This window comes from Bradyrhizobium sp. JR3.5, from assembly GCF_054057015.1.
On sequence record NZ_JBSRYV010000002.1, the window covers coordinates 2,714,001 to 2,739,885 of the forward strand.

The window sequence follows — 25,885 nt, forward strand, 5'->3', positions numbered from 1 at the left end:
GGATGCAGCGCCGATATCCGTGCGATCAACGCCTCGAACGAGGGTTGCGATGGGGCGGCGCTTGCTGTCACGCGTGCGGCGCGGCCGGCACCGTCTCCGGGGCCGTGACGATCTGGGCCGGCTCGGTGACGGCGACCGTGGGCTTGGAGGCGGTTTCAAGCGCCGGTGCCCTGGTCAGCAGGCGGCACATCCGCGCCAGCGTGGCCTTCATCTCATGGCGATGCACGACCATGTCGACCATGCCGTGCTCGCGCAGATATTCGGCGCGCTGAAAACCTTCCGGCAGCTTCTCGCGGATGGTCTGCTCGATCACGCGCGCGCCGGCAAAGCCGATCAGCGCGCCGGGTTCGGCAATCTGGACGTCGCCGAGCATCGCATAAGAGGCTGTCACGCCGCCGGTGGTCGGATTGGTCAGCACCACGATATAGGGCTGCTTCGCCTCGCGCAGCATCTGCACGCCGACCGTGGTGCGCGGCATCTGCATCAGCGACAGGATGCCTTCCTGCATCCGTGCACCGCCGGACGCGGCGAACACGATGAAGGGCGACTTCTTCTCGACCGCGAGCTCGAGCCCGCGCACGATCGCCTCACCCGCGGCCATGCCGAGCGAGCCGCCCATGAAATCGAAATCCTGCACCGCGACCACGACGCCGGTGCCCTCAAGCTTGCCATAGCCGACCTTGACCGCGTCGTTCAGGCCGGTCTTGGCCCGCGCATCCCTGATCTTGTCGACATATTTACGCTCGTCGCGGAATTTCAGCGGATCCGCCGTTACCTCGGGCAGCGCGACATCGAACCAGGTCTCGTTGTCGAAGATCGACTTCAACCGCGCCACCGCGCCCATGCGCATGTGGTAGTTCGAGCCCGGGATCACGAACTGGTTGGCCTCGACGTCCTTGTAGAACACCAGCTGCCCGGAATCCGGGCACTTGATCCAGAGGTTTTTCCGGCGTCTCGCGCCGCAGGATGTTGCGGATCTTCGGCCGGACGACGTTGGTGAGCCAGTTCATGGTTCGCTCCGAAATGCGGGTCGGTCCCGCACCAGCTGGATATATGGCGGGCCGGGCGAACCCGGCAAGCCGCCGTCTGCGGCCTTGTTGCCGCAAAATGTGGCTTATTCAGCGGCCTGCTTGGCGCCCCGGACCCCCTGCGCCAGCGCGGACACCAGGTCCGCGACCGCGCTCACGGTCTTCGGCGTCGCGCGGCCCTCGGCATCGAGATTGGCGCGCACCACGTCGACGATCGCGGTGCCGACCACGGCGCCATTGGCGTTCTCGGCGATCGCGCGCGCCGTTTCCGGGGTGCGGATGCCGAAGCCGACACAGACCGGCAGCTTGGTATGCCGCTTGATGCGGGCGACGGCTTCCGCAACCGCGTTCGAATCGGCCGTCGCAGCGCCGGTGATGCCGGTGATCGAGACGTAATAGACAAAGCCCGAGGTGTTCGCGAGCACCGCCGGCAGACGCTTGTCGTCGGTGGTCGGCGTCGCGAGGCGAATGAAGTTCAGCCCGGCCTTCATCGCAGGGATGCAGAGCTCGGTATCTTCCTCCGGCGGCAGGTCGACGATGATCAACCCATCGACGCCGGCGGTCTTGGCATCGGCAAGGAAGCTCTCGACGCCGTAGATGTAGATCGGATTGTAGTAGCCCATCAGCACGATCGGCGTCGTGTTGTCGTCCTTGCGGAAGTCGCGGACCATCGCCAGCGTCTTGCGCAGCGTCATGCCGCCCTTGAGCGCGCGCAGACCGGCGGCCTGGATCGACGGGCCATCGGCCATCGGATCGGTGAAGGGCATGCCGATCTCGATGACGTCGGCGCCGGCCTTCGGCAGCGCCTTGAGGATGTCGAGCGAGGTTTTTGCGTCGGGGTCGCCGGCCATCACGAAGGTGACGAAAGCGGAGCGGCCCTGCTGCTTCAGCTCGGCGAAACGTGCGTCGATACGGGTGCTCATGGGGCGGCATTCACTGTGCTATACCTCTCCCCTCCGGGGAGAGGTAAAGGAGACGCGGCCGATCTCTCACTTCTGCCTCGCCTTCAAGATGTCGCCGACCTGCGGCACGTCCTTGTCGCCACGGCCCGAGAGGTTGACCACCATCAGGTGATCCCTGGGTCGCTGCGGCGCGAGTTCGGACAGTTTCGCGATCGCGTGCGCGGATTCCAGCGCGGGGATGATGCCCTCGAGCCGCGACAGCAGCTGGAACGCGGCCAACGCTTCCTCGTCGGTCGCCGAGAGATATTTCACGCGGCCGGTCTCGTGCAGCCAGGCGTGCTCGGGGCCGATGCCGGGATAATCGAGGCCGGCGGAGATCGAATGCGCTTCCTCGATCTGGCCGTCGGCGTCCATCAGAAGATAGGTGCGGTTGCCGTGCAGCACGCCGGGACGCCCGCCGGCGAGCGAGGCCGCATGCAGCTGCGTCAGCCCGTGACCGGCCGCCTCGACGCCGAAGATCTCGACCGAGGGATCGTCGAGGAACGGATGGAACAGGCCCATCGCATTGGAGCCGCCGCCGATGCAGGCGATCAGCGAGTCCGGCAGGCGGCCCTCGGCCTCCTGCATCTGCTTGCGCGTCTCGTGGCCGATGATCGACTGGAAATCGCGCACCATCATCGGATAGGGGTGCGGACCCGCCACCGTGCCGATGCAATAGAAGGTGTTGTGCACGTTGGTGACCCAATCGCGCAGCGCGTCGTTCATCGCGTCCTTCAGCGTGCGCGCGCCCGACTGCACCGGGACGACCTTGGCACCCAGCATCTCCATGCGGATCACGTTCGGCTGCTGCCGCTCGACGTCGACGGCGCCCATATAGACCACGCATTCGAGCCCGAACCGCGCGCACAGCGTCGCCGTCGCCACGCCGTGCTGGCCGGCGCCGGTCTCGGCGATGATGCGCTTCTTGCCCATGCGGCGCGCGACCATGATCTGGCCGAGCACATTGTTGACCTTGTGCGAACCGGTGTGGTTGAGCTCCTCGCGCTTCAGATAGATCTTTGCGCCGCCGAGATGCTCGGTGAGCCGTTCGGCGAAATAGAGCGGCGAGGGCCGGCCGACATAGTCCTTCAGATAGACATTCATCTCGGCCTGGAACGCCGGATCGGCCTTGGCGTCGGCATAGGCCTTTTCGAGATCGAGGATCAGCGGCATCAGCGTTTCCGCGACGAAGCGTCCGCCGAAAATGCCGAAATGCCCGCGCTCGTCGGGGCCGCTGCGGAAGGAATTGGGCAGGTTTTGATTCATCGAACCATCAGTTCTTGGGTAGTTCTTTGGGTTGCGCGCGCGGCGCGGATGAAGGCGCGGATCAACTCGGGATCCTTGACACCCGGCGTGCGCTCGACGCCCGACGATACGTCGACCCCGCCGGCGCGGGTGACGCGGACAGCTTCAGCGACGTTGTCGGCGTTGAGCCCGCCGGAGACCATGTAGGGCAGCGCGAGATCGAGATTTTCCAGCAGGTGCCAATCGAACGGCGCACCCAGACCGCCGGGTCGGGTGGCATCCTTCGGCGCGCGGGCATCGAACAGGATACGGTCGGCGACGCCGGCATAGCCCGGCAGCGGGGCGAGGTCGGCCGCAGTCTCGACCGGCAGCGCCTTCATCAGCGGCAGGCCGAACTTCTGCTTGATGTCGCGCAGCCGCGCGGTGGTTTCCTTGCCGTGCAATTGCAGGATATCCGGCCGCAGCGTCTCGACGATGTTTTCCAGGGTCGCGTCGTCGGCATCGACGGTCAGCGCGACCTTGACGGCGCGGCCCTTGGCGCGGCTGCCGAGTTCGCGCGCGGTCTCAAGGCTGATATGGCGCGGCGACGGCGGGAAGAACACGAACCCCACCATGTCCGCGCCGCCCTCAAGCGCGACGTCGAGCGTCTCGCGCGTGGACAGGCCGCAGATTTTGACGAGCAGGGGCATGGTCTCGAAACGGGTCTCAAAAACGGGTTTTCGGGCGTCCGGAACGGGGGGTAATCCCGGGTCCGACGGGGCGGGTTCTACAACGTCGCGCCCTGCTTGTCTCGCCCATTGGGCCCGTAAAAGCCCAGCTGGGCCGGGGTCGAACGACGCTGCGCGTCGTCCCGGGAGGCGGTGGCCCTGAGGTCGGCGAGCTCGGCGCGGACGTGGCGGGCGTCGGCCTCATGCTGCCGGGCGGCGCGGCGCCAGCGTCCTTGCTTGAACCAGGTTCCGATGCCACCGGCGATCACGCCGAGGATTGCGGATGCGATGATGACGACGAACAGCGGCAGTGTGACCGCTACCGTCGGCGTCACAGAGTTGAAAGGATCAAACGATACCGTCACCCAGTGACGGTTGGCGACGGCGAAGATGATGAAGATCAGTCCGAGCGGAACGACGACCACTGCCGTGAAGAACTTTCGCATGACCATCTCTCGCCGCGATGGAGAAAGTGCGGGCACATCGCCCACAGCAACGGCAGCGCCGACGTCGCGCGCCAAGCGCCAGCCTTGTTAGGCGTCAGCCTTGGGCGCGTCGATCTTGGAGGCTCCCGCCTCAGCCTCGTCGCGATTGAGGCGCTCGCGCATTTCCTTGCCGGTCTTGAAGAACGGCACGCTCTTCTGGTCGACCGGCACATGCTCGCCGGTACGCGGATTGCGGCCGGCACGGGCCGGGCGATGCTTCACCGAGAAAGCGCCAAAACCGCGCAGTTCGACGCGGTCGCCACGCGCTAGCGCCGCGACGATTTCATCGAGAATCGCATTCACAATGTTCTCGACGTCCCGCTGGTAGAGGTGCGGGTTGTGCTCGGCGATACGCTGAACAAGTTCGGATTTGATCATCGAAAATGGGATCCGGGCTCTTGCGGAAACCCATTTCCGTGAAAATGCCGTGCACTGTCAAGACGCTAAATCGATTTAGGGCGCCGTGAAATCGCGTGACAAATAGCCCAATTGGGGCATGCGGCGATTCCCGCAGAGCGAGAATACCCTGATCAGTACGGCCTTTCGCTCTCGACTAGTCGGTTCCTCCGGGAGTCCACAGCGCCAGCATGCCGTCGAGCCCGAATCGGTCGACCGCCTGGGCTACGCTACCCTGCTCGATCCGCCGCGCGATGCCGCCGAGGCCGAACGCATCGAGCGTCATTGACGCTGCGGTGCGCAGGAAGGTCAGGTCGCTGAATCGCGGATTGAGCTTGTAATTGCGCACCGGCAGGTCGCTTTTGACCTTCTTCTCCGCAACCAGCCAGGCGATCGCGGTCTTTTCATCCCCGAGCTGATCGATCAGCTTGAGATCGACCGCCTGCCGGCCGGTGAAGACGCGGCCATCCGCGACCTTCTCCAGCAAGGCGTCATCCATGCCGCGCCGTTCCTTCACCAATCCACGGAACCATGCATAAGAATCCTTGACCAGGCCGTCGATCGCAGCGCGGGCCTCCGGACTGGTCGGCTCGAAGCCGTTCGGCGCCGCCTTCAGCGGGGAAGACTTGATCTCCTCCATCTTCACGCCGACGGTCTTGAGCAATTCGGAAACGTTGGGGAACTGGAACAGCACGCCGATCGAGCCGACCAGCGAGGTCTGCTGGGCGACGATGTGGTCGGAGGCGATCGCCGTGATGTAGCCGCCCGAGGCCGCCAATCCCTCGACCACGACGACGAGCGGCTTCTTCGCCTTCAACTGCACCAGCGAATCGTAAAGCTGCTCGGAGCCCGCGGTGGTGCCGCCGGGCGAATTGATGTGCACGACAACAGCCGCGTAGCTCGACTTGCCGAGCCGCTCCAGCGCCTCGACGCGCTCCTGGTCGCTGCGGATCAGCCCGTCGATATTGATCCGCGCGATCGTGTTCGACGTCGAGAAGGCGCCGCGTCCGCCGGCAGCGATCACGCCCACGCCGACGATGGCCGCGATTGCAATGACCGCCGCGGCGACGCGCCAGAACGTCAGCTTGCGCCTGATCCGGCGGCGGTCGACGATCACGTCTGAATCCAGCGACATCCGATCTCTCCAGAAATAGTCAGCGCGCAATCCGCGCGTTTTGCCGTCGCAGCGTCACTATCAGCTTAGCCAAATACATCAATTGCGACGCAATATGAAGAAAACAAGGCCCGCGACATCGCCGACATTGGTAGCCTGGATGAAGCGCAGCGTAATCCGGGGCCTGCATCCACGGCGGAGGCGCTCCCGGATTTCGCTGCGCTTCATCCGGGCTACGGGCATTCCCAAAGCAAAAGGGCCCCGGCTTGCGCCGGGGCCCCAATGTTCGCCTGAACTCAAGCGAACGCTTACTTGTCGGTGCCGCGGTTCTTCAGCGCGGTGCCGAGGATGTCGCCAAGCGTCGCTCCCGAATCGGAGGAGCCGTACTGCGCGATGGCTTCCTTCTCTTCGGCAACTTCCAGCGCCTTGATCGAGACCTGCACCTTGCGGGCCTTCTTGTCGAACTGGATGACGCGGGCATCGACCTTCTCGCCGACGGCGAAGCGTTCGGCGCGCTGGTCGTTGCGATCGCGGGCCAGCTCGGACCGCTTGATGAAGGTGGTGAACTCGGTGCCCGAAATCCGGACCTCGATGCCGCTTTCCTTCACTTCGAGCACTTCGCAGGTCACGACCGCGCCCTTCTTGACGTCGCCCGGCTCCGCGAAGGGATCGCCTTCAAGTTGTTTGACTCCGAGGGAAATGCGCTCCTTCTCGACATCGACATCGAGCACCACGGCCTTGACCATGTCGCCCTTCTTGAAGTTGTCGATGACCTGCTCGCCCGGAAGCTTCCAGTCGAGGTCGGAGAGGTGGACCATGCCGTCGACGTCGCCCTCGAGACCGAGGAACAGACCGAACTCGGTCTTGTTCTTGACCTCGCCCTCGACCACTGAACCGACCGGGAACTTCTCGACGAAGACTTCCCAGGGATTGCGCATGGTCTGCTTGAGACCGAGCGAGATGCGGCGCTTGACCGAATCCACTTCGAGCACCTGCACTTCGACTTCCTGCGAGGTCGAAACGATCTTGCCGGGGTGCATGTTCTTCTTGGTCCACGACATCTCGGAGACGTGGATCAGGCCTTCGATGCCCGGCTCGAGCTCGACGAACGCGCCGTAGTCGGTGATGTTGGTGACGCGGCCGGTGAAGCGGGCACCCAGCGGGTACTTGGCTTCGATGCCCTGCCACGGATCATCCAGCAGCTGCTTCATGCCGAGCGAGATGCGGTGCGTCTCGTGGTTGATCTTGATGATCTTGACCTTCACCGTCTGGCCGATGGTCAGCACCTCGGTCGGGTGGTTGACGCGGCGCCAGGCGATATCGGTCACATGGAGCAGGCCGTCGATGCCGCCGAGATCAACGAACGCACCGTAATCGGTGATGTTCTTGACCACACCGTCGATCACCTGACCCTCTTCGAGGTTCTGCACCAGCTCCTGGCGCTGCTCGGCGCGGGTCTCTTCGAGAACCGTGCGGCGCGACACCACGATGTTGCCGCGGCGGCGGTCCATCTTGAGGATCTGGAACGGCTGCGAGTTGTTCATCAGCGGCGCAACGTCGCGGATCGGACGAATGTCGACCTGCGAGCGCGGCAGGAAGGCCACCGCACCGTCGAGGTCGACCGTGAAGCCGCCCTTGACCTGGTTGAAGATGACGCCGTTGACCTTTTCGTTGTTCTGGAACGCCTTCTCGAGCTTGCCCCAGCTTTCCTCGCGGCGCGCCTTGTCGCGCGACAGCACGGCTTCGCCGAGCGCATTCTCGATCCGGTCGAGGAACACCTCGACTTCGTCACCGACCTTCAGATCGCTTTCACGGCCGGGGCCGGCGAATTCGCGCAGCGCAACGCGGCCTTCGGTCTTCAGGCCGACGTCGATGACGGCCATGTCCTTCTCAATTGCAACCACCTTGCCCTTGATGACCGAGCTTTCCTGCAAATTGCCGCCGGCAAAGGATTCATCAAGCATCGCCGCGAAGTCGTCGCGGGTCGGGGAATAGGAAGACACAGTATTCGAAGCCATTTGTTCTCCAAATGCGGGATCTTGCCGGCCGTTCGGGTTGATGGGCGCACCGCGCGTGAAGTGTCAGGGTTCCGCAAACCCTGACGACCGCTCATTGCAGGAGGTGCAACAGCGGGCCGGCAGCAAAACTGCACGTTCGGTACGTTTGAATTGTCGGGAGCCTGAAACGAAAATATCGACTTCAAGACCTGGGAGCGGGCGTTCCTCCAGATGCGGCGAGGGCTCAAACCCGGCGCCGGCCCGCTCAGACACGGCCTCGACACCGTCGATGCTGCTCCGAACGGCGCTGATATAGCTCCGGGGCCCATTTTGGGCAAGCCGGAAATGCCCGATTTACGGGCGCTTAAGGCTAATCTCGCCCCGGCGGCGCTCCAGATCCGCTGTCTCAACGCGCTGTTGACCGCGTCGCGCGAAAGGCCCCCGCAGGAGAACGCCGCGGAACCCGCCCTTAAGCAGCACCCCACACGATAGCACCGTTCAAAACAGGGGGATTACCAATGAAGAGCTTTGTGGTGCTGGCGGCGATCGCCGTCCTGACGATCGGAAATGCGATTGCCGGGATGCCCGGCGCTGCTCCGGCCGCGCACGGCACGTCTGCCGCGGCGGCGCAGCCGCTGCTCAGCATGGCCGAGCAGGAATTGCCGTTCGACCGCTACTGGTCGAAGAACTGATCCAACGGGTCCAAAAAAGCAGACGGTCCAAAGTGGGCCGGTCTAAAACGGGCTTGGCGCGATGACCTCGTCATCGCGCTTTTCTTTTCCGGAGCCTGACCGGTCAGCGCCGGGCGCGCACCGCCTCGACGATGGCGATGGCGGCGCGGACCCCGGCCTCGATGTCGAGATTGGAATTGTCCAGCGTGTGGGCATCCGCCGCCGGCCGCAAGGGCGCGACGGCGCGGTTCTTGTCCCGCTCGTCACGCTTGAGGATGTCGGCCAGCACCGCCTCCTCGTCGGCGTCCTCGCCGCGGGCACGGGCCTCCAGGGTGCGCCGACGTGCCCGCACGCGGGGATCGGCGACCACGAAGATCTTCACGTCGGCGTCCGGGCAGATCACGGTGCCGATATCGCGCCCATCCAGCACCGCGCCGGGCGGATCGGCGGCGAACTGGCGCTGGAAGCTGACCAGCGCCTCGCGCACCCTCGGAAAGGCCGAGACGACCGATGCACCCTCACCGACCTTCTGGGTCTTCAGGATCGGATTGCCGAATTTCTCGGGATCGAGCTCGAGCGCGACGGCCACCGCCAGCGCCTCGTCGTTGAGGTCGGCGCCCTGCGCCATCATCGCATAGGCCACCGCGCGGTAGATCACGCCGGTGTCGAGATGGCGGTAGCCGTAGTGGTGGGCGAGCCGCTTGCCGAGCGTGCCCTTGCCGGAGGCGGCGGGTCCGTCGATGGCGATGATCATGCGAAGTCAGCTCCGAGCGTGCGCATCATCGGAATGAAATCCGGGAAACTGGTGGCGATGAAGGCGGTGTCATCGATCTTCACCGGCCGATCCGAAGCACAGCCCATCACCAGCGCCGACATCGCGATGCGATGATCCATATGGGTGGCGACAAGGCCGCCGCCCGGAACATGGCCGCGGCCCTCGACGATCAGATCATCGCCGGAAACCTCGACCTTGACGCCGTTGACGCGCAGCATGTCGGCGGTGGCTTCGAGACGGTCGGACTCCTTGACGCGCAGCTCCTGCAGGCCGCGCATGATCGTGGTGCCCTCCGCAAACGCCGCCGCAACCGCCAGCACCAGATATTCGTCGATCATCGACGGCGCGCGCTCCGGCGGCACCTCGACGCCCTTCAGCTTCGAGGCGCGTACGCGCAATTGCGCCATCGGCTCGCCGGCATCGCCGCGCAAATCGCTCTCCTCGATCGAGGCGCCCATTTCGCGCAGCGTGGTGAACAGGCCGGTGCGCAGGGGATTGGTCATCACGTCGGAGAACACGACGTCGGACCCTTCGACGATCAGCGCCGCGACGATCGGGAACGACGCCGAGGACGGATCGGCGGGCACCACGACCTGGGCGCCATGCAGCTCGGGCTCGCCGTTCAGCGAGATCCTGCGGCCGTGACTGCCTTCCTTCTCCGTGGAGATCTCGGCGCCGAAATGCTTCAGCATCAGTTCGGTGTGGTCGCGGCTCGCCTCCTGCTCGATGACCGTGGTGATGCCGGGCGCGGACAGGCCCGCCAGCAGCACCGCGGACTTGATCTGGGCCGAGGCGACCGGGGTCTTGTAGACGATCGGCACCGGATAGCGGGCGCCGTGCAGGGTGAGCGGCAGCCGGCCGCCCTCCCTGATGTCGCTGGTCCGGGCGCCCATCAGCTCCAGCGGATCGAGAATCCGGCGCATCGGGCGCGAGCGCAGCGAGGCGTCGCCGTCGAAAATGGCCGCGATCGGGCAGCCGGCCACCGCGCCCATCACCAGCCGGCAACCGGTGCCGGAATTGCCGAAATCGAGCGGGGCCGCGGGCTGGGCGAAGCCGCCGACGCCGACGCCCGAGACCGACCAGGCTAAAGGGCGCCGTCCGCTCCACCCTGGCGCCCAGCGCGCGCATGGATTTGGCGGTATTGAGGACGTCCTCGCCCTCCAGAAGGCCGGAAATGCGGGTTTCGCCGACCGAAAGCGCCCCGAGGATCAGGGCGCGGTGGGAAATCGATTTGTCGCCGGGAACGCGGACCTTGCCGGCCAGGGGGCCGCAAACGCGCGATTCCAGCGGGGTCGGGGTGTCGGAATGAGCCAAGATTGTGTCCTCTCGCGCCGCGGCAGGTATCACATAGGCAACACCGCGTCACGCGCCCGTCACTTGCGCGCAAACCGCTATTGACAGCGGCTCCTCAACTAGCCAAGTGAAGCACCGTTTTTCAGCAAAATTCTGGGATGACCACGTTGGCCAAGTCCGAGCTCGGAACCAAGCGCATTTGCCCGACCACGGGCAAGAAGTTCTACGACCTCAACAAGAATCCGGTGATTTCGCCCTACACCGGTGAGGTCGTGCCGATCGCGCCTGTCACCCCGCCACGGGGCCGTGGCGCCACCGTCAGTTCGCCTGCGACCGCCGCCGAGATGCCCGAGGCGGCCGAGACCGAAGAGTTGGTCTCGCTCGAGGAGGCCGATGCCGAGGAGAACACCGGCAAGGTCAAGGCCGTGGTTCCCGAATCCGAGGACGATATCGAGGTCGATGAGACCATCGACGACGATGACGACGACGATTCGACCTTCATCGCCGACGAGGAAGAGGGCGATGAGGACGTGACCGATATTATTGGTGACGTCGGCGGTGACGAAGAGACTTGAGATCGGCGCCGATCTATGATCAACGGTGCTGCCGCGCGAGTCATCCAGGCCGCGCGGGCCGGGATTGATCCCCCAGGATCATCCCAACTGGATTAAGGGGCCATAGCTCAGCTGGGAGAGCGCTTGCATGGCATGCAAGAGGTCGGCGGTTCGATCCCGCCTGGCTCCACCACGCTTCGCCCTTCGGGCTACGCGTGGCGCAGCCACGAGTTGCCTGAAGGGCGAAGCGTGGTGTCCGGCGTAGCCCGAAGGGCGAAGACGGACGGTCCGGTACTCCGGCTAGCCATGGGTGCAAATGTGGTATGTCTACATCATCCGCAGCATCAACTTCCCTGACCAGGAATATGTTGGCGCCACCGAGGACCTGAAACGACGGGTCCCCGAGCACAATGCCGGCAAATCCGCGCACACCTCAAAATTCAAGCCGTGGCAGCTCGTCTGGTACTGCGCATTTCCCGACAAGTACAAAGCCCTGGCGTTCGAGAAATACCTCAAGTCGCATAGCGGCCGCGCCTTCGCCAAGAAGCGCCTCTGACCACCCACACTTCCCAGCCATCGCGCAGCACGACGATCTCATCCCTCGTGCGAACAGTTCGCCGATCCACGGGATCCGCCCCCGCATTTTGATTCAGAACAAAGTCCGAGCGTCTATCGCTTGCTACCCTATCCGGCGCCAACGGATGCCAAGCCATGCGCAATTCCACCTGGACGGAATTCTTGCGGTGCCCAAGGTGCCCGCGCACGGGCTATGCCCGGCTCTCGGAAATCACCCCCTTCAGAAACCGGATCGATAGGGTCCCGCAGGGCTTTGAGATTCTTCACGACGAGCGCGGCAGCGATTTCCAGTGCGCGACTTGTCGAGTGCCGGTGCTGCCATAACAGGCGCACCTCGTTGCACGCCCCCTACTCCCCCAGCACCGCATTCAGCCGGTCGCGCAGCGCGACGATCTCATCCTTCATCGCCATCAACTCGCCAACCGTGCAGTCCGAGGCCGCGAGGATCGACTGCGGCACGGCCTTGGCCTTTTCGCGCAGCGCGTGGCCCTGCGGCGTCAGCGCGATCAGCACGACCCGCTCGTCTTCGGTGCTGCGGGTCCGCCGGATCAGCTCCGCCGCTTCGAGCCGTTTCAGCAGCGGTGTCAGCGTGCCGGAATCCAGGAACAGCCGCTCGCCAAGGTCTTTCACCGGCACGTCGTCGCGCTCCCACAGCGCCAGCATCACCAGATACTGCGGATAGGTCAGCCCGAGCCGGTCGAGCAGCGGCTTGTAGACGCGGTTGAAGGCGTGCGCGGTCGAATAGACCGCAAAGCAGATCTGGTTATCGAGCCGCAGCGCCTGATCCGCCGCCGTCTGTTTCCTGACCATGATTCCCATCGAATCCATCTCGTTTGCGGGTCATTCTGGGCTCACAGGACCGCGGATTCAATTGCGAACAATTAAATGTGAGGCCGCATAATTTATATTGCGCACAATCTAATTGGATGCAATACATTCGACGTCGAATCCAAACTTGAGTCCAAACCCGAGGGAGACCACGATGTCTGTGAACGTGCTCTACAAGACCAGCGCCAAGGCGACCGGCGGCCGCGACGGCCATGCGGCAACGCTCGACGGCGCGCTCGACGTCAAGCTCACGACCCCGAAGGAGCTCGGTGGCGGCGGTGGCGCCGGCAACAATCCGGAGCAGCTGTTCGCAGCCGGCTATGCCGCCTGCTTCATCGGCGCCATGAAGTTCGTGGCCTCCCAAGGTGGCCCCAAGGTTCCCGCCGACGCCTCCGTGACCTCGACGGTCGGGATCGGCCCGCGCTCGGAAGGCGGCTTCGGCCTCGCCGTCGATCTCGCCGTCTCGCTGCCCGGCCTCTCCCGCGCCGACGCCGAAGCGCTGGTCGAGAAGGCCCATCAAGTGTGCCCCTATTCCAACGCGACCCGCGGCAATGTCGACGTCAAGCTGAGCGTCGTCTAGTTCACCGACTGCCAATTGTCCGCCACGTCCCGCGTGGCGGACTATTGCTTTTCAAGAGAGTATTGCATCTCAGATGTCAGTTCGCTTGGCGAACGCGCGCACTGCCTGCTGCATGGGCCTGCGCCGACGGAAGCATTGCTGCCTCGCCTGAAGACCGTTAGCTCTGGGACCCTCGTTTTCCGATCCCAACTGAGCGAAGGTTGTTTCCATGAATACCCCAGCGGCTACGGGCGCGATGACCGGACTGCGCGTGATCGATCTGACGCGCGTGCTCGGCGGCCCGTATTGCACCCAGATCCTTGCCGACCACGGCGCCGATGTGATCAAGGTCGAGCCGCCCGCCGGCGACGAGGTGCGCGACTGGGGCCCTCCCTTCCATGAAGAAGACGCGGCCTATTTCGTCGGCATCAACCGCAACAAGCGCTCGATCGGCCTCGACCTCGCCTCCGAGGGGGGACGTGCGGTGCTGATGAAGATGCTCGAGACGGCCGACGTGCTGATCGAGAACTTCAAGCCCGGCACGCTCGACAAATGGGGCATCGGCAACGACGTGCTGCGCGCGAAATTTCCGCGCCTCGTGCATTGCCGGATCTCCGGCTTCGGCGCCGACGGCCCGCGCGGCGGCAATCCCGGCTATGACGCGATCATCCAGGCGATGACCGGCATGATCGCGGCGACCGGCTCGCCGGAGAGCGGCCCGATGCGCATCGGCGTGCCGCTGGTCGACATCACGACCGGCCTCTACGCGGCGATCGGCATCCTGATGGCGCTGTCGGAGCGGCAGCGCTCGGGGCTCGGCCAGTTCATCGAGACCACGCTGTACGAGACCGGGCTTGCGATCATGCATCCGCACACCGCGAACTATTTCATGCATGGCAAGCCGCCGTCGCTCACCGGCAACGAGCATCCCAACCTCGTGCCTTACGCGATCTTCCCGACCAAGACCGACAATATCTTCATCGGCGTCGGCAATGACGGCACCTTCCGCAAGCTCGCCAAGGAAATCGGCAAGCCCGAGCTCGGCACCGATCCGCGCTTTGCCCGCAACAAGGACCGTATCGCCAACCGCGACGCGCTGCGGGCCGAGCTTGCCGCGGTGTTCAGCCAGCACGAGGCCGAGCCGCTGTGCAACCGGCTGCTCGCCGCCGGCCTGCCGGCCGGCCCGGTGCAGAAGATCGACCAGGCGCTGACCAACCCGCACACGATCCATCGCGGCGACGTCATCGAGAAGGATTGGTACAAGGGCGTCGCCTCGCCGATCCGGCTCGAACGGACCAAGCCGACCCTGCGCCGCACGCCACCGAAGTTCAGCCAGCACGCTGCGGAAGTACTCGGCGAGTTCGGCTACTCCAAGGACGAGATCAACGGCCTGGTCGACAAGGACGTGGTCTGCGGTCCCCAGCGCAAACGCTAACGGCGCATTCGAAGCAAAGCCCGTCCCGCACGTGATGCGGGATGGGCACCGTTCGCATCAAGCCAACACATCGCCCCTGCGGTGCAACGTCGCGTCCGGCGTTGCACCGCACGCACGCGGCTGCGTTCTCCGCCTTTTTTAGCGCTTCCCTTCGCTTCGGCTTCCCCCGTACCATGGCTTTCGTTTATACGGTCATTTGAACGTCATCCGGCGCTGATAACGCGCCCAACGAAAGATGGTGTTCCAACCGGAGGGGCTTTTGATGATTTTCAGACGACTCGGCGCTGCTGCGGCAGCTGCTGCCACGCTTGTATTCGCGTCGCCTGCGTTCGCGGTGACGGAGATTCAGTGGTGGCACGCGATGACCGGCGCCAACAACGACGTCATCGTCAAGCTGGCCAACGACTTCAACACCTCGCAGTCCGACTACAAGGTGATCCCGACTTACAAGGGCGGCTACGCCGACACCATGAACGCCGGCATCGCCGCATTCCGCGCCGGCAACGCGCCGCACATCATGCAGGTGTTCGAGGTCGGCACCGCAACGATGATGGCCGCCACCGGCGCCGTCAAACCGGTCTACAAGCTGATGGCCGACGCCGGCGAGAAGTTCGATCCGAGCGTCTATCTGCCCGCGATCACCGGCTACTATTCGACCTCGAAGGGCGAGATGCTGTCGTTCCCGTTCAACTCGTCGTCGACCGTGATGTGGGTCAATCTCGATGCGCTGAAGAAGGCCAACATCGCGGAGATTCCGAAGACCTGGCCGCAAGTGTTCGAGGACGCCAAGAAACTGAAGGCGGCCGGCTACACCACCTGCGGCTTCTCCGGCTCGTGGGTCACCTGGGTCAATCTCGAGCAGCTCTCGGCCTGGCACAACGTGCCGCTCGCCAGCAAGGCCAACGGCCTCGACGGCTTCGACACCGTGCTCGAATTCAACGGCCCGCTGCAGGTCAAGCATCTCGAGAACCTGGTCGAGCTGCAGAAGGACAAGACCTACGACTATGCCGGCCGCACCAACACCGGTGAAGGCCGCTTCACCGCGGGCGAATGCCCGATCTACCTGACCTCGTCGGCCTTCTTCGGCAACGTCAAGGCGCAGGCCAAGTTCAACTTCACCGCCGCGCCGATGCCCTATTATCCCGACGCCAAGGGCGCACCGCAGAACTCGATCATCGGCGGCGCCTCGCTCTGGGTGATGGGCGGCAAGTCGGCCGAGGAATACAAGGGCGTGGCCAAGTTCCTGACCTTCCTCTCGGACACCGACCGCCAGATCTGGATCCACAAGGCCTCGGGCTATCTGCCGATCACCAAGGCAGCCTACGCCAAGGCCAAGGAAGAGGGCTTCTACAAGGACCAGCCCTATCTGGAGACCCCGCTGCTCGAACTCACCAACAAGGAGCCGACCGAGAATTCCCGCGGTCTGCGCCTCGGCAACATGGTGCAGCTCCGCGACATGTGGTCGGAGGAGATCGAGCAGGCGCTGGCCGGCAAGAAGACCGCCAAGCAGGCGCTGGACTCGGCCGTCGGACGCGGCAATCAGATGCTGCGGCAGTTTGAAAAGACCGCCGTCCACTGACATGATGCCTTGAGGCCATCAACCGGCAGGCCGCAAACGCGGCCTGCCATTTTGCCGAGATCATGCAAAAGCAAGCGATTTTCCAGTCAAAGCTGTTGCCTTACGCGCTGGTTGCCCCGCAACTCGCGATCGTCCTGATCTTTTTCTACTGGCCGGCCGCGCAGGCGGTGATCCAATCCTTCCTGCTGCAGGACGCCTTCGGCCTTTCGACCACCTTCGTGTGGTTCGAGAACTATCTCGAATTGTTTAAGGACCCGGCCTATTTCGCGGCGATCGTCCGAACCTTCGCGTTCTCGTTCGCGATCGCGGTCTCCTCGCTGTCGTTCGCGCTGCTGCTCGCGGTCATGGCCGACAAGCCGCTGCGCGGCTCGACGCTGTACCGCACGCTGCTGATCTGGCCCTACGCGGTCGCCCCGCCGGTGGTCGGCGTGCTCTGGGTGTTCATGCTGCACCCCTCGCTCGGCGTGCTGTCGCGCTATCTGCGCGCGATGGGCGTTGACTGGAATCCGCTGCTCGACGGCGACCAGGCGGCGGCCCTGATCATCCTCGCCGCGGCCTGGAAGCAGATCTCCTACAATTTCCTTTTCTTCCTCGCCGGGCTGCAGAGCATCCCGAAGAGCGTGATCGAGGCCGCCGCGATCGACGGCGCCCGCCCGATGCGGCGGTTCTGGACCGTGATCTTCCCGCTGCTGTCGCCGACCATCTTCTTCCTCCTGGTGATCAACATCGTCTACGCCTTCTTCGACACCTTCGGCATCATCTCGACACGATGACCCGCGGCGGCCCGGGCAAGGCGACCGAAACGCTGGTCTACAAGGTCTATACGGATGGCCTGCTCGGCGGCAATCTCGGCTCCTCCGCGGCACAGTCGGTCATCCTGATGGTCATCGTCGTCGTGCTGACGGGAATCCAGTTCCGCTTCGTCGAACGCAAGGTGACCTACTGATGGTCGAGGAGGAAGGCTTCCAGCGCTATCTGGCTCACGCCATCCTGTGGATCGGGATCGCGATCGTCGCCTTCCCGGTCTATCTGGCGATCGTCGCCTCGACCCAGGACAATGCAGTCATCGCCAACGGCCAGATGTCGCTGTTGCCCGGCGGCCATTTCCTCGAGACCTACTACCAGACGCTGTTTGTCGGCACGAGCGGCTCGACCCGCGAGCCGGTGCTCAACATGATGCTGAACTCGCTGATCATGGCGCTCTTGATCGCGGTCGGCAAAATTGCGATCTCGATCATCTCGGCCTACGCGATCGTCTATTTCCGATTTCCGTTCCGGATGGCGATCTTCTGGATCATCTTCATCACCTTGATGCTGCCGGTCGAGGTGCGCATCTATCCGACCTACAAGATCGTCGCCGATCTGCATCTGCTCGACAGCTATGCCGGCCTGTCGCTGCCGCTGATCGCCTCGGCCACCGCGACATTGCTGTTCCGGCAGTTCTTCATGACCGTGCCGGATGAATTGCTGGAGGCCTCGCGCATCGATGGCGCGGGCCCGTTCCGCTTTTTCTGGGATACGCTGCTGCCGCTGTCGCGCACCAACATGGCCGCGCTGTTCGTGATCCTGTTCATCCTCGGCTGGAATCAATATCTCTGGCCGCTTTTGATCACCACGCGCGACGACATGCAGACCATCCAGGTCGGCATCCGCAAGATGATCACCACGACCGACGCGCTGACCGAATGGCCCGTCGTGATGGCGACCGCGCTGCTCGCGATGCTGCCGCCGGTGTTCGTCGTCGTCGTGATGCAGAAACTGTTCGTGCGCGGATTGGTGGAGACGGAAAAGTAATGGCTAACGTCACGCTGCGCAGCGTCCGCAAGACCTATCCCGGCGGCTTCGAGGCCATCAAGGGCGTCGATGTCGACGTCGGCGACGGCCAGTTCTGCGTGCTGGTCGGCCCAAGCGGCTGCGGCAAGTCCACGCTGCTCCGCATGGTCGCGGGGCTCGAGACCATCACCGGTGGCGAGATCGACATCGGCGGCCGCGTCGTCAACCAGATCGAGCCTGCCGATCGCGACATCGCGATGGTGTTCCAGAACTACGCGCTCTATCCGCATATGAGCGTCTACAACAACATGGCCTACGGCCTGCGCAACCGCGGCATGGCCGAAGCCGAGGTCAAGACCCGCGTCGGGGAAGCCGCGCGCGTCCTCGAACTCTCGCCGATGCTGGAGCGCAAGCCGCGGCAGCTCTCCGGCGGCCAGCGCCAGCGCGTCGCGATGGGCCGCGCCATCGTGCGCCAGCCGAAAGTCTTCCTGTTCGACGAGCCGCTGTCGAACCTCGACGCCAAGCTGCGCATCGCGATGCGGGTCGAGATCCGCAAGCTGCAGCGCCGGCTCAACACCACCTCGATCTACGTCACCCACGACCAGCTCGAGGCGATGACGCTCGCCGACATCCTTGTGGTCATGAATGGCGGCCAGGTCGAGCAGATCGGCAATCCCCTGGAAATCTATCAGAAGCCGGCAACCACCTTCGTCGCCTCCTTCATCGGCGCGCCGCCGATGAACCTGATGCCGCTGCGCTCGGACGAGCTGACGTCCCAGATCGCGGGCGCCGATGGTGCCGGCATCGTCGGCATCCGGCCGGAAGATTTCGTGATCACCAGCGAGACCGCATCCGGCGGCGTCGCGCTTGGCCTGACGGTCGAGGCGATCGAGCATGTCGGCGCCGAGACCTTCGTCTATGGCAGCCGCCAGCGCGAGGAACGGGCCATCGCCGCCAATCCGGGCGAGCTGCCGCCCGGCGAAGTAATCGTCCGGATTCCCGGCGCCACTGGGCCTGCGATCGGCGAGCAGATCCGGGCGGTCGCGCCGCGCGACAAACTGCATCTTTTTACCGCTGACGGCCGCAAGCGCGTCGGCCCGTAACCGATCCGGAACGATTGGGGGCCATGCTGGCGCGTTTTCGAGCGAAGTGGGCACCGGTTCGCGTGAAGAAAACGCGCCCGAAACAAAAAGTGGAGCATATCGGTCCTGATTTGATCAGAACCGATTTGCTCCAGGCGGCATTTACGCTGGTTTCAGAGGCGCTTGAACGCTATCCAGATCACTCCCATATTGGCTGGTGACCGACGGGCAAGCGGCCCGCCGGTTGCATGGGGTGCCGCAAGGGCCCCTCAAAGTCGCTTCGAGAGGACTTTGTAATGTCTCGTGTTCCATCGTTGTCCAGTCCGTTCCTTCTGGGATTCGACGAGATCGAGCGTGCGCTCGACCGCGTCGTGAAGGGTGCTGACGGCTATCCTCCGTACAATATCGAGCGGTGCGACCGTACCAACGGGCAGCCCGAGCGGTTGCGCATCACGTTGGCGGTAGCGGGCTTCACCCGCGACCAACTCGATGTAACCATTGAGGAAAATCAGCTCGTCATCCGCGGCCGCCAGCAGGACGACAAGGCTCGGCAATACATCCATCGCGGCATCGCCGCGCGCCACTTCCAGCGCACCTTCGTGCTGGCGGAGGGGATGCAGGTGCTCGGCGCGGATCTGAAGAACGGGTTGTTGTCGATCGACCTGGCCAGGCCGGAACCTGAACGGGTCGTTAAGACAATCGCTATCAATGAACACGAATAATAGAAACAACGAGCGGACTCGACCGCTTATCTGACTGAGGAGTCGAGACCATGAGTGAAGCGAATATCATCTTCCAATCCGAGAGCGTCACGCCGGAAGCGCTGGCCCATCTGGGCGAGGGCCATATCGCCTATGTGAAGCAGGTCCGTTCCGAGGACGTGCCGGATCTCTTTCCGCAGGCGCCGAAGATCGCGCCGGGCCTCAAGCTGTTCGCACTGCATGCCGCCGACGGCACGCCGATCATGCTGACCGACAGCCGCGAAGCCGCGATCGCGAACGCCTGGAGCAACGAGCTGCAGGCCGTCAGCGTGCACTAGAGCACGGCTGATTCAGCATCCGCGAGTTCAATGCGCGGGCATGCCTCGACACCGATCGAGGCGGCCCGCGCATTTTTTTTGCAGACCTCGTTTGGATCATTCGATCAGGACCTGTCGTGCTCCTCGGAAATGTCCTTGTTGGTGTAGTCGGGCATCATGGCGGTCGCGACAATGCTGACCACCGCGCAGAACAGAATGTAGAGCGCGATCACGTAGCCGGAGCCGGTCGCGGCCAGCAGCGCGGTGGCGATCAACGGCGCCGGTCCGCCTGATATGACCGAGGAGAGCTGGTAGCCGATCGAACAACCGCTGTAGCGCAGCCGCGGCGTGAAGCATTCGGCGATCAGCGCCGCTTGCGGACCATACATCAGGTCGTGCGGTACGAATGACAGCACGATGGCGATGAAGATCAGCGCCGGAGCTGCCGTGTTCAACAGACCGAAATAGGCGAAGCCGAACAGCCCGGTCAGGACCGAGCCGATCAGATACATGCGCTTGCGCCCGATGCGATCCGACAGGTGTCCGGCCAGCGGGATGGTGACGAGCGAGACGAGACCGGCACAGATCAGGCAGATCAGCAGGAAGTCGCGGTCCTGATGGACCACCTGGGTGCCGTAGGCGAACACAAAGGCGAGATAGATGTAGGCCGGCGCCTGTTCGGCCATCCGCGCCAGCGCCGCGAGAATAATCGATCGCGGCTGCCTCCTGATCACCTCGATCACTGGAACGCGCGCGACGCGATTCTCGGCCACGATCCGCCGGAACGTCGGCGTCTCCATGATGCCGAGCCGGATGTAGAGCCCGATCGCGATCATCACGAGGCTGAGCAGGAACGGAATGCGCCAGCCCCAGACCAGGAACTGGTCGCCGGAGATTCGGCTGAACACCAGCACCGCGATATTTGCCAGCAGCAACCCGGCGGGACCGCCGAGCTGCGGCCACGAGGTGATGAAGCCGCGGTGCTGGTTGGTTCGCGCCCACTCCATCGAGAGCAGCACCGAGCCACCCCACTCACCGCCGACGCCGACACCCTGGATGAAACGGATGACGGTCAGGATGACTGCACCCCAGATGCCGATCTGATCATAGGTGGGGACGAGGCCGACCGCCGCAGTGGCGATCCCGGTCAACAGCAGCGTCGCGATCAGCGTCGCCTTGCGGCCGATGCGATCGCCATAGTGGCCGAAGATCGCCGCGCCGATCGGCCGCGCGATGAAGCCGACCGTGTAGATGGCGAAGGCCTCCAGCACGCCAACCAGGGGATCGGACTTGGGAAAGAACAGCTTGCCGAAGACCAGGCCGGTCACCGTGCTGTAGAGCAGAAAGTCGTACCATTCGATGGTGGTGCCTACCGTGCTGGCAATCAATGCGCGCCGCAATTGCGCCTGATGCTCGGCTTCCGGGAGCGGGGCGACTGCAATGTCCAATGTCGTCATTGTACATCTCCCTGGCCCGACATGTTCGGGCCATCTGGAATGCGTTTCGTCCCCCGTCCACGGCAGTGGACGGTGGTATCGATGCCCGGTTATTTGTTTGGTTGGGGCAGGGCCGCAAATGCGCGGGGCGTGCCCATGCAGGCCTTGAGGAAGCCGGTCCTGGATCACGCGCGGCCTAACCGATCGCCATCGCGGGAGTACGACATCCCTTCATGACACGGTCTTGCAATCCGAAATCTAGTCCTTCGGTCCGCCCGGTAAATTCGACCTTGGTCTGTGGGAATGGTCGTCGAACATGCTCGTCGGCCACTGCTGCAGCGCGGTGGCGGTCCGCGCCCTTATGGCGATGCGGTCGATGCGGCGAGCATCGGGCCCATGCAGTGCTGCACTTCGCCGGGCACATTGTAGGTGCGCATGATCGCGCGGCTGTCGCGCATACCGCAAGCTTCCCGCTGCACCACGAACATCCAGAGCGCGTGGCCGGCTTCCCGCACCAGAATGCGCCGTGCCTGTTGGGCGGATGCCGGTGCTTCACCGCGCGGATGGGCAACATCGAACTCGCGCAGCCTGGCGAGAGCCTGTTCCAGCGCGCGGCCCATCCGTCCGAGTGCCGAAGCTTTCTCCTCAACGAGCTCGTAAGCGAGAACGTCGACGGGAGTGCGATGGAAGCGAAAGTCGAGGGACATCGGTTATCCCCTGGGGCCGCGTGCACAACGATGCGCCCTGAGTCTTCTGGCGCGGTGGGACGGTTGTCAATAGGCGCTCCCGCCGGTGCTTCGGGCCGCGGACCATGGCGGCGACCCCATTTCGCTCCGCGCCATTCCATGCTGTAATTCGTTCCCCTGACCAACGGTCCGCGCTGTCCTGAGCCTTAGAGAAGGCAACGCGATAAGAGGAATTTCCAGCAAGAGATTATCCGCCGCCAAATTCGATTGTGGGAGATGCGACCATGCGGAAGAGCTCGCTGATCAATCTCGTTGCTTCGGTGTCGATTTCCATCCTCGCGACTGGTGTCGCGATTTCCGCGCAGGAAAAATACAGTCTGCAAGTGCCTGGTGGGCTCGCGTTCTCCGAGTTCAGGGGATACGAGGACTGGCCAGTGATCGCGATCAGCGAGAACGAAGGCGTCATCGCCGTGACCCTGGGCAATCCGGCGATGATCGGCGCTTACCGCGAGGGCGTGCCCGGCAATGGCAAGCCGTTCCCGGACGGCGCCAGGATGGCGAAGATCCATTGGATCCCGAAAAAGCAGGAAGCGTATCCCGGTCAGCCGACGGTGCCGGGCGCCCAACACGACGTCGACTTCATGCTGAAGGACAGCAAGCGGTTCGCGGATAGCGGCGGATGGGGATACGGCGCGTTCGAGTATGACGCGGCGTCGGATGTGTTCAGGCCGGCCACCACGGCGGACAATCCGCCACAGGAGAACGACGCGAAGTGTGGCTATGCCTGCCACACCGTGGTACAAAACCGCGATTACGTTTTCACCGAATACGGCAAGAGGTGAACGCCGATCGCGCCAGCTGGCGTTCCGTTAGCCGCGCCGGTTTCCGGCTTTAGTCCCTTGCTGAAACGGAGGCCTCCGCGCCGATGGCGCGATCCAGGGCCTCGACCAACGCCTGAACCTCGACGAACTTGCTGCGGGCCCGCTCCGCCTTGTCACGATCGAACGGAGCGGCCAGCACTTTCGCATGCGCGTCCCTGTCCTCGATCATGCGATCGCGGGCCTTCTTCAGTGTTTCGAGTCGCTCGCTCATCCGGGTCCTCCCTTACGTAGCTTTCGCAACCGGGCCCTAGCCGAACACCGCCGGAAGATCGCCCTTCCGGAAGAAGACCATCGGCTCATCATCATAGTCACCCATTTCGGGATCGCCGGTGGACGAGAATGCAACGACGGCGAGCTTGCTCAACGCCAGGCGCTCTGCCGTTCGCAGTGCGCCATTTGCCGTCTTGCAGACGATCGGAGGGTCCGGCTTGAGATGCCCGCCCTTGCCGGCGTTGAACGCCTGCACGACGTAGGTTGTTTCGCTTGCCATCAAGGCTCCCTCCGCCGGCCACCGGACGCGGTGACGCCAAGGACGAAGCGATGCGCTCGTCGCCGGCCACTCGCGTATCTCATCGCAAATCTCAACAACCGCGACAGATGTTCTTCAGCTTCGCCGCAAGGCGGACCTCTTCCGCGATCAACGGGTCCTTGTATTCGGATCGCGGCGCGTTGCTATCGATAGTCGGAGGCTGCTTGACCGTCGGAGGGAACGCGGCGTCGTAGCAGGCGAGACGACCGACCGTGCCTTCGATCTTGGAGCAGGCCGGTTCGGCGGCGAGCGCGCCTTGTGCAAGCAGGCCGGCCGCCACTGCGGTGAATAGAAGCGTTTTCATACAGGTGCCTTTCCGGGCGACTCACACCGAGCGTTTCATGATTTTGGTTGTGCGCCGACTGCGCGCTTGCGCGTTGCCGGTCGCATCAGGCGTCCGCCTGGCGTGGCCAAACGCCGGCGCTGCCGAATTCATCGTTGCGTCGCCTTATCCATGCAGGACGGCGGTAGCGGCCACCAGGAGCAGAAGAAACAGGGGAACGATCACCGGCGGCACGATCCAATCGGCCAGACGAAATCCAGACACGTATGCTCCTCATCTTTTGGCGGGAGCCCTACGTTACCCTCAGTCACCGGTGGATGCCGTGGATGGGCGGTGATGACGCGACTCTACGCTCAAGGCCGGCGAATAGCGAGCGTTTAAAACCCGGTGCGGCAACAGCGTCAGGCCCACAGCGTCTACATCAAGCGCCGCCCTAGCCGCCTGAACGCTCGGTCAAGCGCGCGCGGATGTCCGGCTTCAGCACCTTGCCGACCTTGGAACGCGGAAGATCGTCCCAGACCTCGATCTGCTTCGGCGTCTTGATGCTGCCGACCTGCTGCTTGACGAACGCGGCCAGCGCCGTCGTATCGACGGTTTGGCCGGCGCGCGGCTGCACCACCGCGACGATGCGCTCGCCCCATTTGTCGTCGGGCAGTCCGATCACCGCGCAATCCTGCACCGCCTCATGGGCACGCAACGCGTTCTCGACCTCGATCGAGTAGACGTTGAAGCCGCCGGTGATGATCATGTCCTTGGCGCGGTCGACGATGTAGAGGTAGCCGTCGCCGTCGATGTAGCCGATATCGCCGGTGTGGTGCCAACCGTGCGCCGAGGCCTCACGCGTGGCCTCCGGGTTCTTGTAGTAGCCTTCCATGACCAGCGAACCGCGCACCACGATCTCGCCGCGCGATCCCGCGGGCAACAGCCTGCCGGCGCCATCCATGATGCCGGCCTGCACCAGCGGACCGATCCGCCCGGCGGAGGCAAGGCGCTCCATCGCGATCGTGCCGTCTGGATTGTAGTGATCGGCGGGCGCCATCATCGAGATCATCATCGGCGCCTCGGTCTGGCCGAACAGCTGCGCCATCGGCCCGATCCGCTTCAGGGCCTCGGCGAGCCGCGTCGCCGAGATCGGCGCCGCGCCGTACCAGAAGCATTGCAGCGAGGTGAGATCAGCTGCATCGAGCCCGGGATGATCGAGAAGCATGTAGATCACGGTCGGCGGCAGGAACGTATGCGTGACGCGATAGCGTTCGATCAGCGCGAGGTACTCGCCGATGTCAGGGTGGTGCATGATCACGACGCGGCCGCCGAGCGTCATGATCGGGAAACAAAGCACCCCGGCGGCATGCGTCAGCGGCGCCAGCGCCAGATAGATCGGACGGCCCTTGAACGGGTAGCCCATCAGGGTCAGCGCCGTCATCGCCTCGATGTTGCGGCCGGAGAGCATTACACCCTTCGGCTTGCCGGTGGTGCCGCCGGTGCCCGGGATCATCGCGAGATCGTCGATCGTCTCGCGCTGATAGACATCATCGGCGACACCGCTGAGCCAGCGGTCGAATGACGGCGCAAACGGCAGCTCGGTATCAAGGCAGACCAGCGCGCGCAGCTTGGGCAGATCCTGCCTCACCGCTTCGACCATCGGCGCGAAGCTCGAATGAAACAGCAGCAGGCTGCAATCGAACTGGTCGAGGATGAACTTGTTCTCGGTCGCCTCGTTGCGCGGATTGATCGGACACCACACGGCGGCCGCGCGCGAGATGCCGAACACGCAGGCGAAGGCGAGCGGATCGTTGCCGGACAGGATCGCGACCTTCTCGCCGGGCGCGATGCCCGATTGCTCGAGCCCGCGTGCGATCCGGTAGCTCAGCCGCTGTACCTCGCCATAGCTGAGATCGCGGCCGTCCATCGTGAGGCACGGCGCGTCAGCGCCGAGCGAGGCACCCTTGTCGAGATAATCGATGAAGCGCATGGCAGGTCTCGCGCAAGAGGCGGGTGACGCGCTACTGCGTCA

At 64.1% G+C, this 25,885-nt stretch carries 27 protein-coding genes, 1 tRNA gene and 3 pseudogenes; 14 read left to right on the forward strand and 17 right to left on the reverse strand.

Annotation, left to right across the window (positions count from 1 at the left end; genetic code table 11):
• Nucleotides 1–67 precede the first annotated feature (67 nt).
• The 8 genes and pseudogenes from accD to rpsA all read right to left on the reverse strand — a co-directional run bounded on the left by accD (nucleotide 68) and on the right by rpsA (nucleotide 7,934).
• A pseudogene (gene accD / locus ACVWW1_RS29840) lies at nucleotides 68–1,010 on the reverse strand (acetyl-CoA carboxylase, carboxyltransferase subunit beta).
• Nucleotides 1,011–1,114: 104 nt separating this feature from the next.
• Nucleotides 1,115–1,951, reverse strand: coding sequence for a tryptophan synthase subunit alpha (trpA, locus tag ACVWW1_RS29845; RefSeq protein WP_176534646.1), 837 nt, complete (start codon nucleotides 1,949–1,951; stop codon nucleotides 1,115–1,117).
• A gap of 66 nt (nucleotides 1,952–2,017) precedes the next feature.
• Entirely contained in the window at nucleotides 2,018–3,235 is a 1,218-nt protein-coding gene (trpB, locus tag ACVWW1_RS29850; RefSeq protein WP_456658362.1) for a tryptophan synthase subunit beta, read from the reverse strand.
• The gene (locus ACVWW1_RS29855) at nucleotides 3,232–3,903 is read right to left on the reverse strand and encodes a phosphoribosylanthranilate isomerase (protein WP_456658363.1); all 672 of its coding nucleotides are present in this window, start codon (nucleotides 3,901–3,903) and stop codon (nucleotides 3,232–3,234) included. Before ACVWW1_RS29855 ends, trpB begins: the two co-directional genes overlap by 4 nt.
• A 77-nt stretch (nucleotides 3,904–3,980) precedes the next feature.
• The gene (locus ACVWW1_RS29860) at nucleotides 3,981–4,367 is read right to left on the reverse strand and encodes a LapA family protein (RefSeq protein ID WP_456660706.1); all 387 of its coding nucleotides are present in this window, start codon (nucleotides 4,365–4,367) and stop codon (nucleotides 3,981–3,983) included.
• A gap of 87 nt (nucleotides 4,368–4,454) precedes the next feature.
• Nucleotides 4,455–4,784, reverse strand: coding sequence for an integration host factor subunit beta (locus tag ACVWW1_RS29865; protein WP_050426527.1), 330 nt, complete (start codon nucleotides 4,782–4,784; stop codon nucleotides 4,455–4,457).
• A gap of 175 nt (nucleotides 4,785–4,959) precedes the next feature.
• Nucleotides 4,960–5,937, reverse strand: a complete 978-nt coding sequence (gene sppA, locus ACVWW1_RS29870; protein ID WP_456658364.1) for a signal peptide peptidase SppA — start codon at nucleotides 5,935–5,937, stop codon at nucleotides 4,960–4,962.
• Between the two features lie 287 nt (nucleotides 5,938–6,224).
• On the reverse strand, nucleotides 6,225–7,934 hold the full coding sequence (rpsA, locus tag ACVWW1_RS29875) for a 30S ribosomal protein S1 (protein ID WP_173639763.1): 1,710 nt from the start codon (nucleotides 7,932–7,934) through the stop codon (nucleotides 6,225–6,227).
• 497 nt (nucleotides 7,935–8,431) lie between these two features.
• On the opposite strand from rpsA, the gene ACVWW1_RS29880 reads away from it, so the two are divergent.
• Nucleotides 8,432–8,605 (forward strand): hypothetical protein, encoded by a 174-nt coding sequence (locus ACVWW1_RS29880; protein ID WP_176534642.1) that lies wholly within the window; start codon nucleotides 8,432–8,434, stop codon nucleotides 8,603–8,605.
• A 103-nt stretch (nucleotides 8,606–8,708) separates the two neighbouring features.
• Here the strand turns inward: ACVWW1_RS29880 and cmk are convergent, their stop codons facing one another.
• Both cmk and aroA read right to left on the reverse strand, forming a co-directional pair.
• Nucleotides 8,709–9,338, reverse strand: a complete 630-nt coding sequence (gene cmk, locus ACVWW1_RS29885; protein ID WP_456658365.1) for a (d)CMP kinase — start codon at nucleotides 9,336–9,338, stop codon at nucleotides 8,709–8,711.
• A pseudogene (gene aroA, locus ACVWW1_RS29890) lies at nucleotides 9,335–10,673 on the reverse strand (3-phosphoshikimate 1-carboxyvinyltransferase). Before aroA ends, cmk begins: the two are co-directional and overlap by 4 nt.
• Before the next feature lie 146 nt (nucleotides 10,674–10,819).
• On the opposite strand from aroA, the gene ACVWW1_RS29895 reads away from it, so the two are divergent.
• The 3 genes from ACVWW1_RS29895 to ACVWW1_RS29905 all read left to right on the forward strand — a co-directional run bounded on the left by ACVWW1_RS29895 (nucleotide 10,820) and on the right by ACVWW1_RS29905 (nucleotide 11,762).
• The gene (locus tag ACVWW1_RS29895) at nucleotides 10,820–11,227 is read left to right on the forward strand and encodes a TIGR02300 family protein (RefSeq protein WP_173640712.1); all 408 of its coding nucleotides are present in this window, start codon (nucleotides 10,820–10,822) and stop codon (nucleotides 11,225–11,227) included.
• Between the two features lie 96 nt (nucleotides 11,228–11,323).
• Nucleotides 11,324–11,399 (forward strand) — tRNA-Ala (locus tag ACVWW1_RS29900).
• 123 nt (nucleotides 11,400–11,522) lie between these two features.
• Nucleotides 11,523–11,762, forward strand: coding sequence for a GIY-YIG nuclease family protein (locus tag ACVWW1_RS29905; RefSeq protein ID WP_456660707.1), 240 nt, complete (start codon nucleotides 11,523–11,525; stop codon nucleotides 11,760–11,762).
• 368 nt (nucleotides 11,763–12,130) lie between these two features.
• Here the strand turns inward: ACVWW1_RS29905 and ACVWW1_RS29910 are convergent, their stop codons facing one another.
• Entirely contained in the window at nucleotides 12,131–12,592 is a 462-nt protein-coding gene (locus tag ACVWW1_RS29910) for a MarR family winged helix-turn-helix transcriptional regulator (RefSeq protein ID WP_097671434.1), read from the reverse strand.
• Between the two features lie 172 nt (nucleotides 12,593–12,764).
• On the opposite strand from ACVWW1_RS29910, the gene ACVWW1_RS29915 reads away from it, so the two are divergent.
• The 9 genes and pseudogenes from ACVWW1_RS29915 to ACVWW1_RS29955 all read left to right on the forward strand — a co-directional run bounded on the left by ACVWW1_RS29915 (nucleotide 12,765) and on the right by ACVWW1_RS29955 (nucleotide 20,077).
• On the forward strand, nucleotides 12,765–13,190 hold the full coding sequence (locus ACVWW1_RS29915) for an organic hydroperoxide resistance protein (protein WP_092120797.1): 426 nt from the start codon (nucleotides 12,765–12,767) through the stop codon (nucleotides 13,188–13,190).
• A 208-nt stretch (nucleotides 13,191–13,398) separates the two neighbouring features.
• Nucleotides 13,399–14,604, forward strand: coding sequence for a CaiB/BaiF CoA transferase family protein (locus ACVWW1_RS29920; RefSeq protein ID WP_456658366.1), 1,206 nt, complete (start codon nucleotides 13,399–13,401; stop codon nucleotides 14,602–14,604).
• 262 nt (nucleotides 14,605–14,866) lie between these two features.
• Nucleotides 14,867–16,183: a sn-glycerol-3-phosphate ABC transporter substrate-binding protein UgpB gene (gene ugpB / locus ACVWW1_RS29925; RefSeq protein ID WP_456658367.1), complete on the forward strand. Its 1,317-nt coding sequence runs from the start codon at nucleotides 14,867–14,869 to the stop codon at nucleotides 16,181–16,183.
• A 62-nt stretch (nucleotides 16,184–16,245) separates the two neighbouring features.
• Nucleotides 16,246–17,129 (forward strand): annotated as a pseudogene (ugpA, locus tag ACVWW1_RS29930) (sn-glycerol-3-phosphate ABC transporter permease UgpA).
• A complete protein-coding gene (gene ugpE / locus ACVWW1_RS29935) occupies nucleotides 17,129–17,977 on the forward strand; it encodes a sn-glycerol-3-phosphate ABC transporter permease UgpE (protein ID WP_092120808.1) in 849 nt (282 codons plus the stop codon). The pseudogene ugpA and the gene ugpE overlap by 1 nt, the downstream one beginning before the upstream one ends.
• Nucleotides 17,977–19,059 (forward strand): sn-glycerol-3-phosphate import ATP-binding protein UgpC, encoded by a 1,083-nt coding sequence (locus ACVWW1_RS29940; protein ID WP_456658368.1) that lies wholly within the window; start codon nucleotides 17,977–17,979, stop codon nucleotides 19,057–19,059. Before ugpE ends, ACVWW1_RS29940 begins: the two co-directional genes overlap by 1 nt.
• Nucleotides 19,060–19,082: 23 nt before the next feature.
• Nucleotides 19,083–19,259 carry a hypothetical protein gene (locus ACVWW1_RS29945; protein ID WP_456658369.1) on the forward strand — a complete coding sequence of 59 codons (177 nt, stop codon included), beginning with the start codon at nucleotides 19,083–19,085 and terminating at the stop codon, nucleotides 19,257–19,259.
• 75 nt (nucleotides 19,260–19,334) lie between these two features.
• A complete protein-coding gene (locus tag ACVWW1_RS29950; RefSeq protein WP_092120814.1) occupies nucleotides 19,335–19,760 on the forward strand; it encodes an Hsp20 family protein in 426 nt (141 codons plus the stop codon).
• A gap of 50 nt (nucleotides 19,761–19,810) precedes the next feature.
• Entirely contained in the window at nucleotides 19,811–20,077 is a 267-nt protein-coding gene (locus ACVWW1_RS29955; RefSeq protein ID WP_176534635.1) for a BQ00720 family protein, read from the forward strand.
• Nucleotides 20,078–20,181: 104 nt separating this feature from the next.
• On the opposite strand, the gene ACVWW1_RS29960 is transcribed toward ACVWW1_RS29955, so the two are convergent.
• Together ACVWW1_RS29960 and ACVWW1_RS29965 are read right to left on the reverse strand one after the other, a co-directional pair.
• Nucleotides 20,182–21,513 (reverse strand): MFS transporter, encoded by a 1,332-nt coding sequence (locus tag ACVWW1_RS29960; RefSeq protein WP_456658370.1) that lies wholly within the window; start codon nucleotides 21,511–21,513, stop codon nucleotides 20,182–20,184.
• A 338-nt stretch (nucleotides 21,514–21,851) separates the two neighbouring features.
• Nucleotides 21,852–22,199, reverse strand: a complete 348-nt coding sequence (locus tag ACVWW1_RS29965; protein WP_456658371.1) for a DUF6665 family protein — start codon at nucleotides 22,197–22,199, stop codon at nucleotides 21,852–21,854.
• Between the two features lie 263 nt (nucleotides 22,200–22,462).
• Here ACVWW1_RS29965 and ACVWW1_RS29970 point away from each other — a divergent pair, with 263 nt between their 5' ends.
• Nucleotides 22,463–23,020, forward strand: coding sequence for a cytochrome P460 family protein (locus tag ACVWW1_RS29970; protein ID WP_456658372.1), 558 nt, complete (start codon nucleotides 22,463–22,465; stop codon nucleotides 23,018–23,020).
• Nucleotides 23,021–23,069: 49 nt separating this feature from the next.
• On the opposite strand, the gene ACVWW1_RS29975 is transcribed toward ACVWW1_RS29970, so the two are convergent.
• From ACVWW1_RS29975 to ACVWW1_RS29990, 4 genes are all read right to left on the reverse strand, one after another.
• Nucleotides 23,070–23,270, reverse strand: a complete 201-nt coding sequence (locus ACVWW1_RS29975; RefSeq protein WP_456658373.1) for a hypothetical protein — start codon at nucleotides 23,268–23,270, stop codon at nucleotides 23,070–23,072.
• Nucleotides 23,271–23,306: 36 nt separating this feature from the next.
• Nucleotides 23,307–23,549 carry a hypothetical protein gene (locus ACVWW1_RS29980; protein WP_176534631.1) on the reverse strand — a complete coding sequence of 81 codons (243 nt, stop codon included), beginning with the start codon at nucleotides 23,547–23,549 and terminating at the stop codon, nucleotides 23,307–23,309.
• A 91-nt stretch (nucleotides 23,550–23,640) separates the two neighbouring features.
• Complete coding sequence (locus ACVWW1_RS29985; RefSeq protein WP_456658374.1) at nucleotides 23,641–23,892, reverse strand: hypothetical protein; 252 nt, start codon at nucleotides 23,890–23,892, stop codon at nucleotides 23,641–23,643.
• Between the two features lie 412 nt (nucleotides 23,893–24,304).
• Nucleotides 24,305–25,843, reverse strand: coding sequence for an AMP-binding protein (locus ACVWW1_RS29990; RefSeq protein WP_456658375.1), 1,539 nt, complete (start codon nucleotides 25,841–25,843; stop codon nucleotides 24,305–24,307).
• Between the last annotated feature and the right edge of the window lie 42 nt (nucleotides 25,844–25,885).

What these genes read in the sequence shown, in the direction of transcription:
- trpA (WP_176534646.1), bottom strand. Translation starts at nt 1,951, where the DNA reads ATGAGCACCCGTATCGACGCACGTTTCGCCGAGCTGAAGCAGCAGGGC.
- trpB (WP_456658362.1), bottom strand. Translation starts at nt 3,235, where the DNA reads ATGAATCAAAACCTGCCCAATTCCTTCCGCAGCGGCCCCGACGAGCGC.
- ACVWW1_RS29855 (WP_456658363.1), bottom strand. Translation starts at nt 3,903, where the DNA reads ATGCCCCTGCTCGTCAAAATCTGCGGCCTGTCCACGCGCGAGACGCTC.
- ACVWW1_RS29860 (WP_456660706.1), bottom strand. Translation starts at nt 4,367, where the DNA reads ATGCGAAAGTTCTTCACGGCAGTGGTCGTCGTTCCGCTCGGACTGATC.
- ACVWW1_RS29865 (WP_050426527.1), bottom strand. Translation starts at nt 4,784, where the DNA reads ATGATCAAATCCGAACTTGTTCAGCGTATCGCCGAGCACAACCCGCAC.
- sppA (WP_456658364.1), bottom strand. Translation starts at nt 5,937, where the DNA reads ATGTCGCTGGATTCAGACGTGATCGTCGACCGCCGCCGGATCAGGCGC.
- rpsA (WP_173639763.1), bottom strand. Translation starts at nt 7,934, where the DNA reads ATGGCTTCGAATACTGTGTCTTCCTATTCCCCGACCCGCGACGACTTC.
- ACVWW1_RS29880 (WP_176534642.1), top strand. Translation starts at nt 8,432, where the DNA reads ATGAAGAGCTTTGTGGTGCTGGCGGCGATCGCCGTCCTGACGATCGGA.
- cmk (WP_456658365.1), bottom strand. Translation starts at nt 9,338, where the DNA reads ATGATCATCGCCATCGACGGACCCGCCGCCTCCGGCAAGGGCACGCTC.
- ACVWW1_RS29905 (WP_456660707.1), top strand. Translation starts at nt 11,523, where the DNA reads ATGTGGTATGTCTACATCATCCGCAGCATCAACTTCCCTGACCAGGAA.
- ACVWW1_RS29910 (WP_097671434.1), bottom strand. Translation starts at nt 12,592, where the DNA reads ATGGTCAGGAAACAGACGGCGGCGGATCAGGCGCTGCGGCTCGATAAC.
- ACVWW1_RS29915 (WP_092120797.1), top strand. Translation starts at nt 12,765, where the DNA reads ATGTCTGTGAACGTGCTCTACAAGACCAGCGCCAAGGCGACCGGCGGC.
- ACVWW1_RS29920 (WP_456658366.1), top strand. Translation starts at nt 13,399, where the DNA reads ATGAATACCCCAGCGGCTACGGGCGCGATGACCGGACTGCGCGTGATC.
- ugpB (WP_456658367.1), top strand. Translation starts at nt 14,867, where the DNA reads ATGATTTTCAGACGACTCGGCGCTGCTGCGGCAGCTGCTGCCACGCTT.
- ugpE (WP_092120808.1), top strand. Translation starts at nt 17,129, where the DNA reads ATGGTCGAGGAGGAAGGCTTCCAGCGCTATCTGGCTCACGCCATCCTG.
- ACVWW1_RS29940 (WP_456658368.1), top strand. Translation starts at nt 17,977, where the DNA reads ATGGCTAACGTCACGCTGCGCAGCGTCCGCAAGACCTATCCCGGCGGC.
- ACVWW1_RS29945 (WP_456658369.1), top strand. Translation starts at nt 19,083, where the DNA reads ATGCTGGCGCGTTTTCGAGCGAAGTGGGCACCGGTTCGCGTGAAGAAA.
- ACVWW1_RS29950 (WP_092120814.1), top strand. Translation starts at nt 19,335, where the DNA reads ATGTCTCGTGTTCCATCGTTGTCCAGTCCGTTCCTTCTGGGATTCGAC.
- ACVWW1_RS29955 (WP_176534635.1), top strand. Translation starts at nt 19,811, where the DNA reads ATGAGTGAAGCGAATATCATCTTCCAATCCGAGAGCGTCACGCCGGAA.
- ACVWW1_RS29960 (WP_456658370.1), bottom strand. Translation starts at nt 21,513, where the DNA reads ATGACGACATTGGACATTGCAGTCGCCCCGCTCCCGGAAGCCGAGCAT.
- ACVWW1_RS29965 (WP_456658371.1), bottom strand. Translation starts at nt 22,199, where the DNA reads ATGTCCCTCGACTTTCGCTTCCATCGCACTCCCGTCGACGTTCTCGCT.
- ACVWW1_RS29970 (WP_456658372.1), top strand. Translation starts at nt 22,463, where the DNA reads ATGCGGAAGAGCTCGCTGATCAATCTCGTTGCTTCGGTGTCGATTTCC.
- ACVWW1_RS29975 (WP_456658373.1), bottom strand. Translation starts at nt 23,270, where the DNA reads ATGAGCGAGCGACTCGAAACACTGAAGAAGGCCCGCGATCGCATGATC.
- ACVWW1_RS29980 (WP_176534631.1), bottom strand. Translation starts at nt 23,549, where the DNA reads ATGGCAAGCGAAACAACCTACGTCGTGCAGGCGTTCAACGCCGGCAAG.
- ACVWW1_RS29985 (WP_456658374.1), bottom strand. Translation starts at nt 23,892, where the DNA reads ATGAAAACGCTTCTATTCACCGCAGTGGCGGCCGGCCTGCTTGCACAA.
- ACVWW1_RS29990 (WP_456658375.1), bottom strand. Translation starts at nt 25,843, where the DNA reads ATGCGCTTCATCGATTATCTCGACAAGGGTGCCTCGCTCGGCGCTGAC.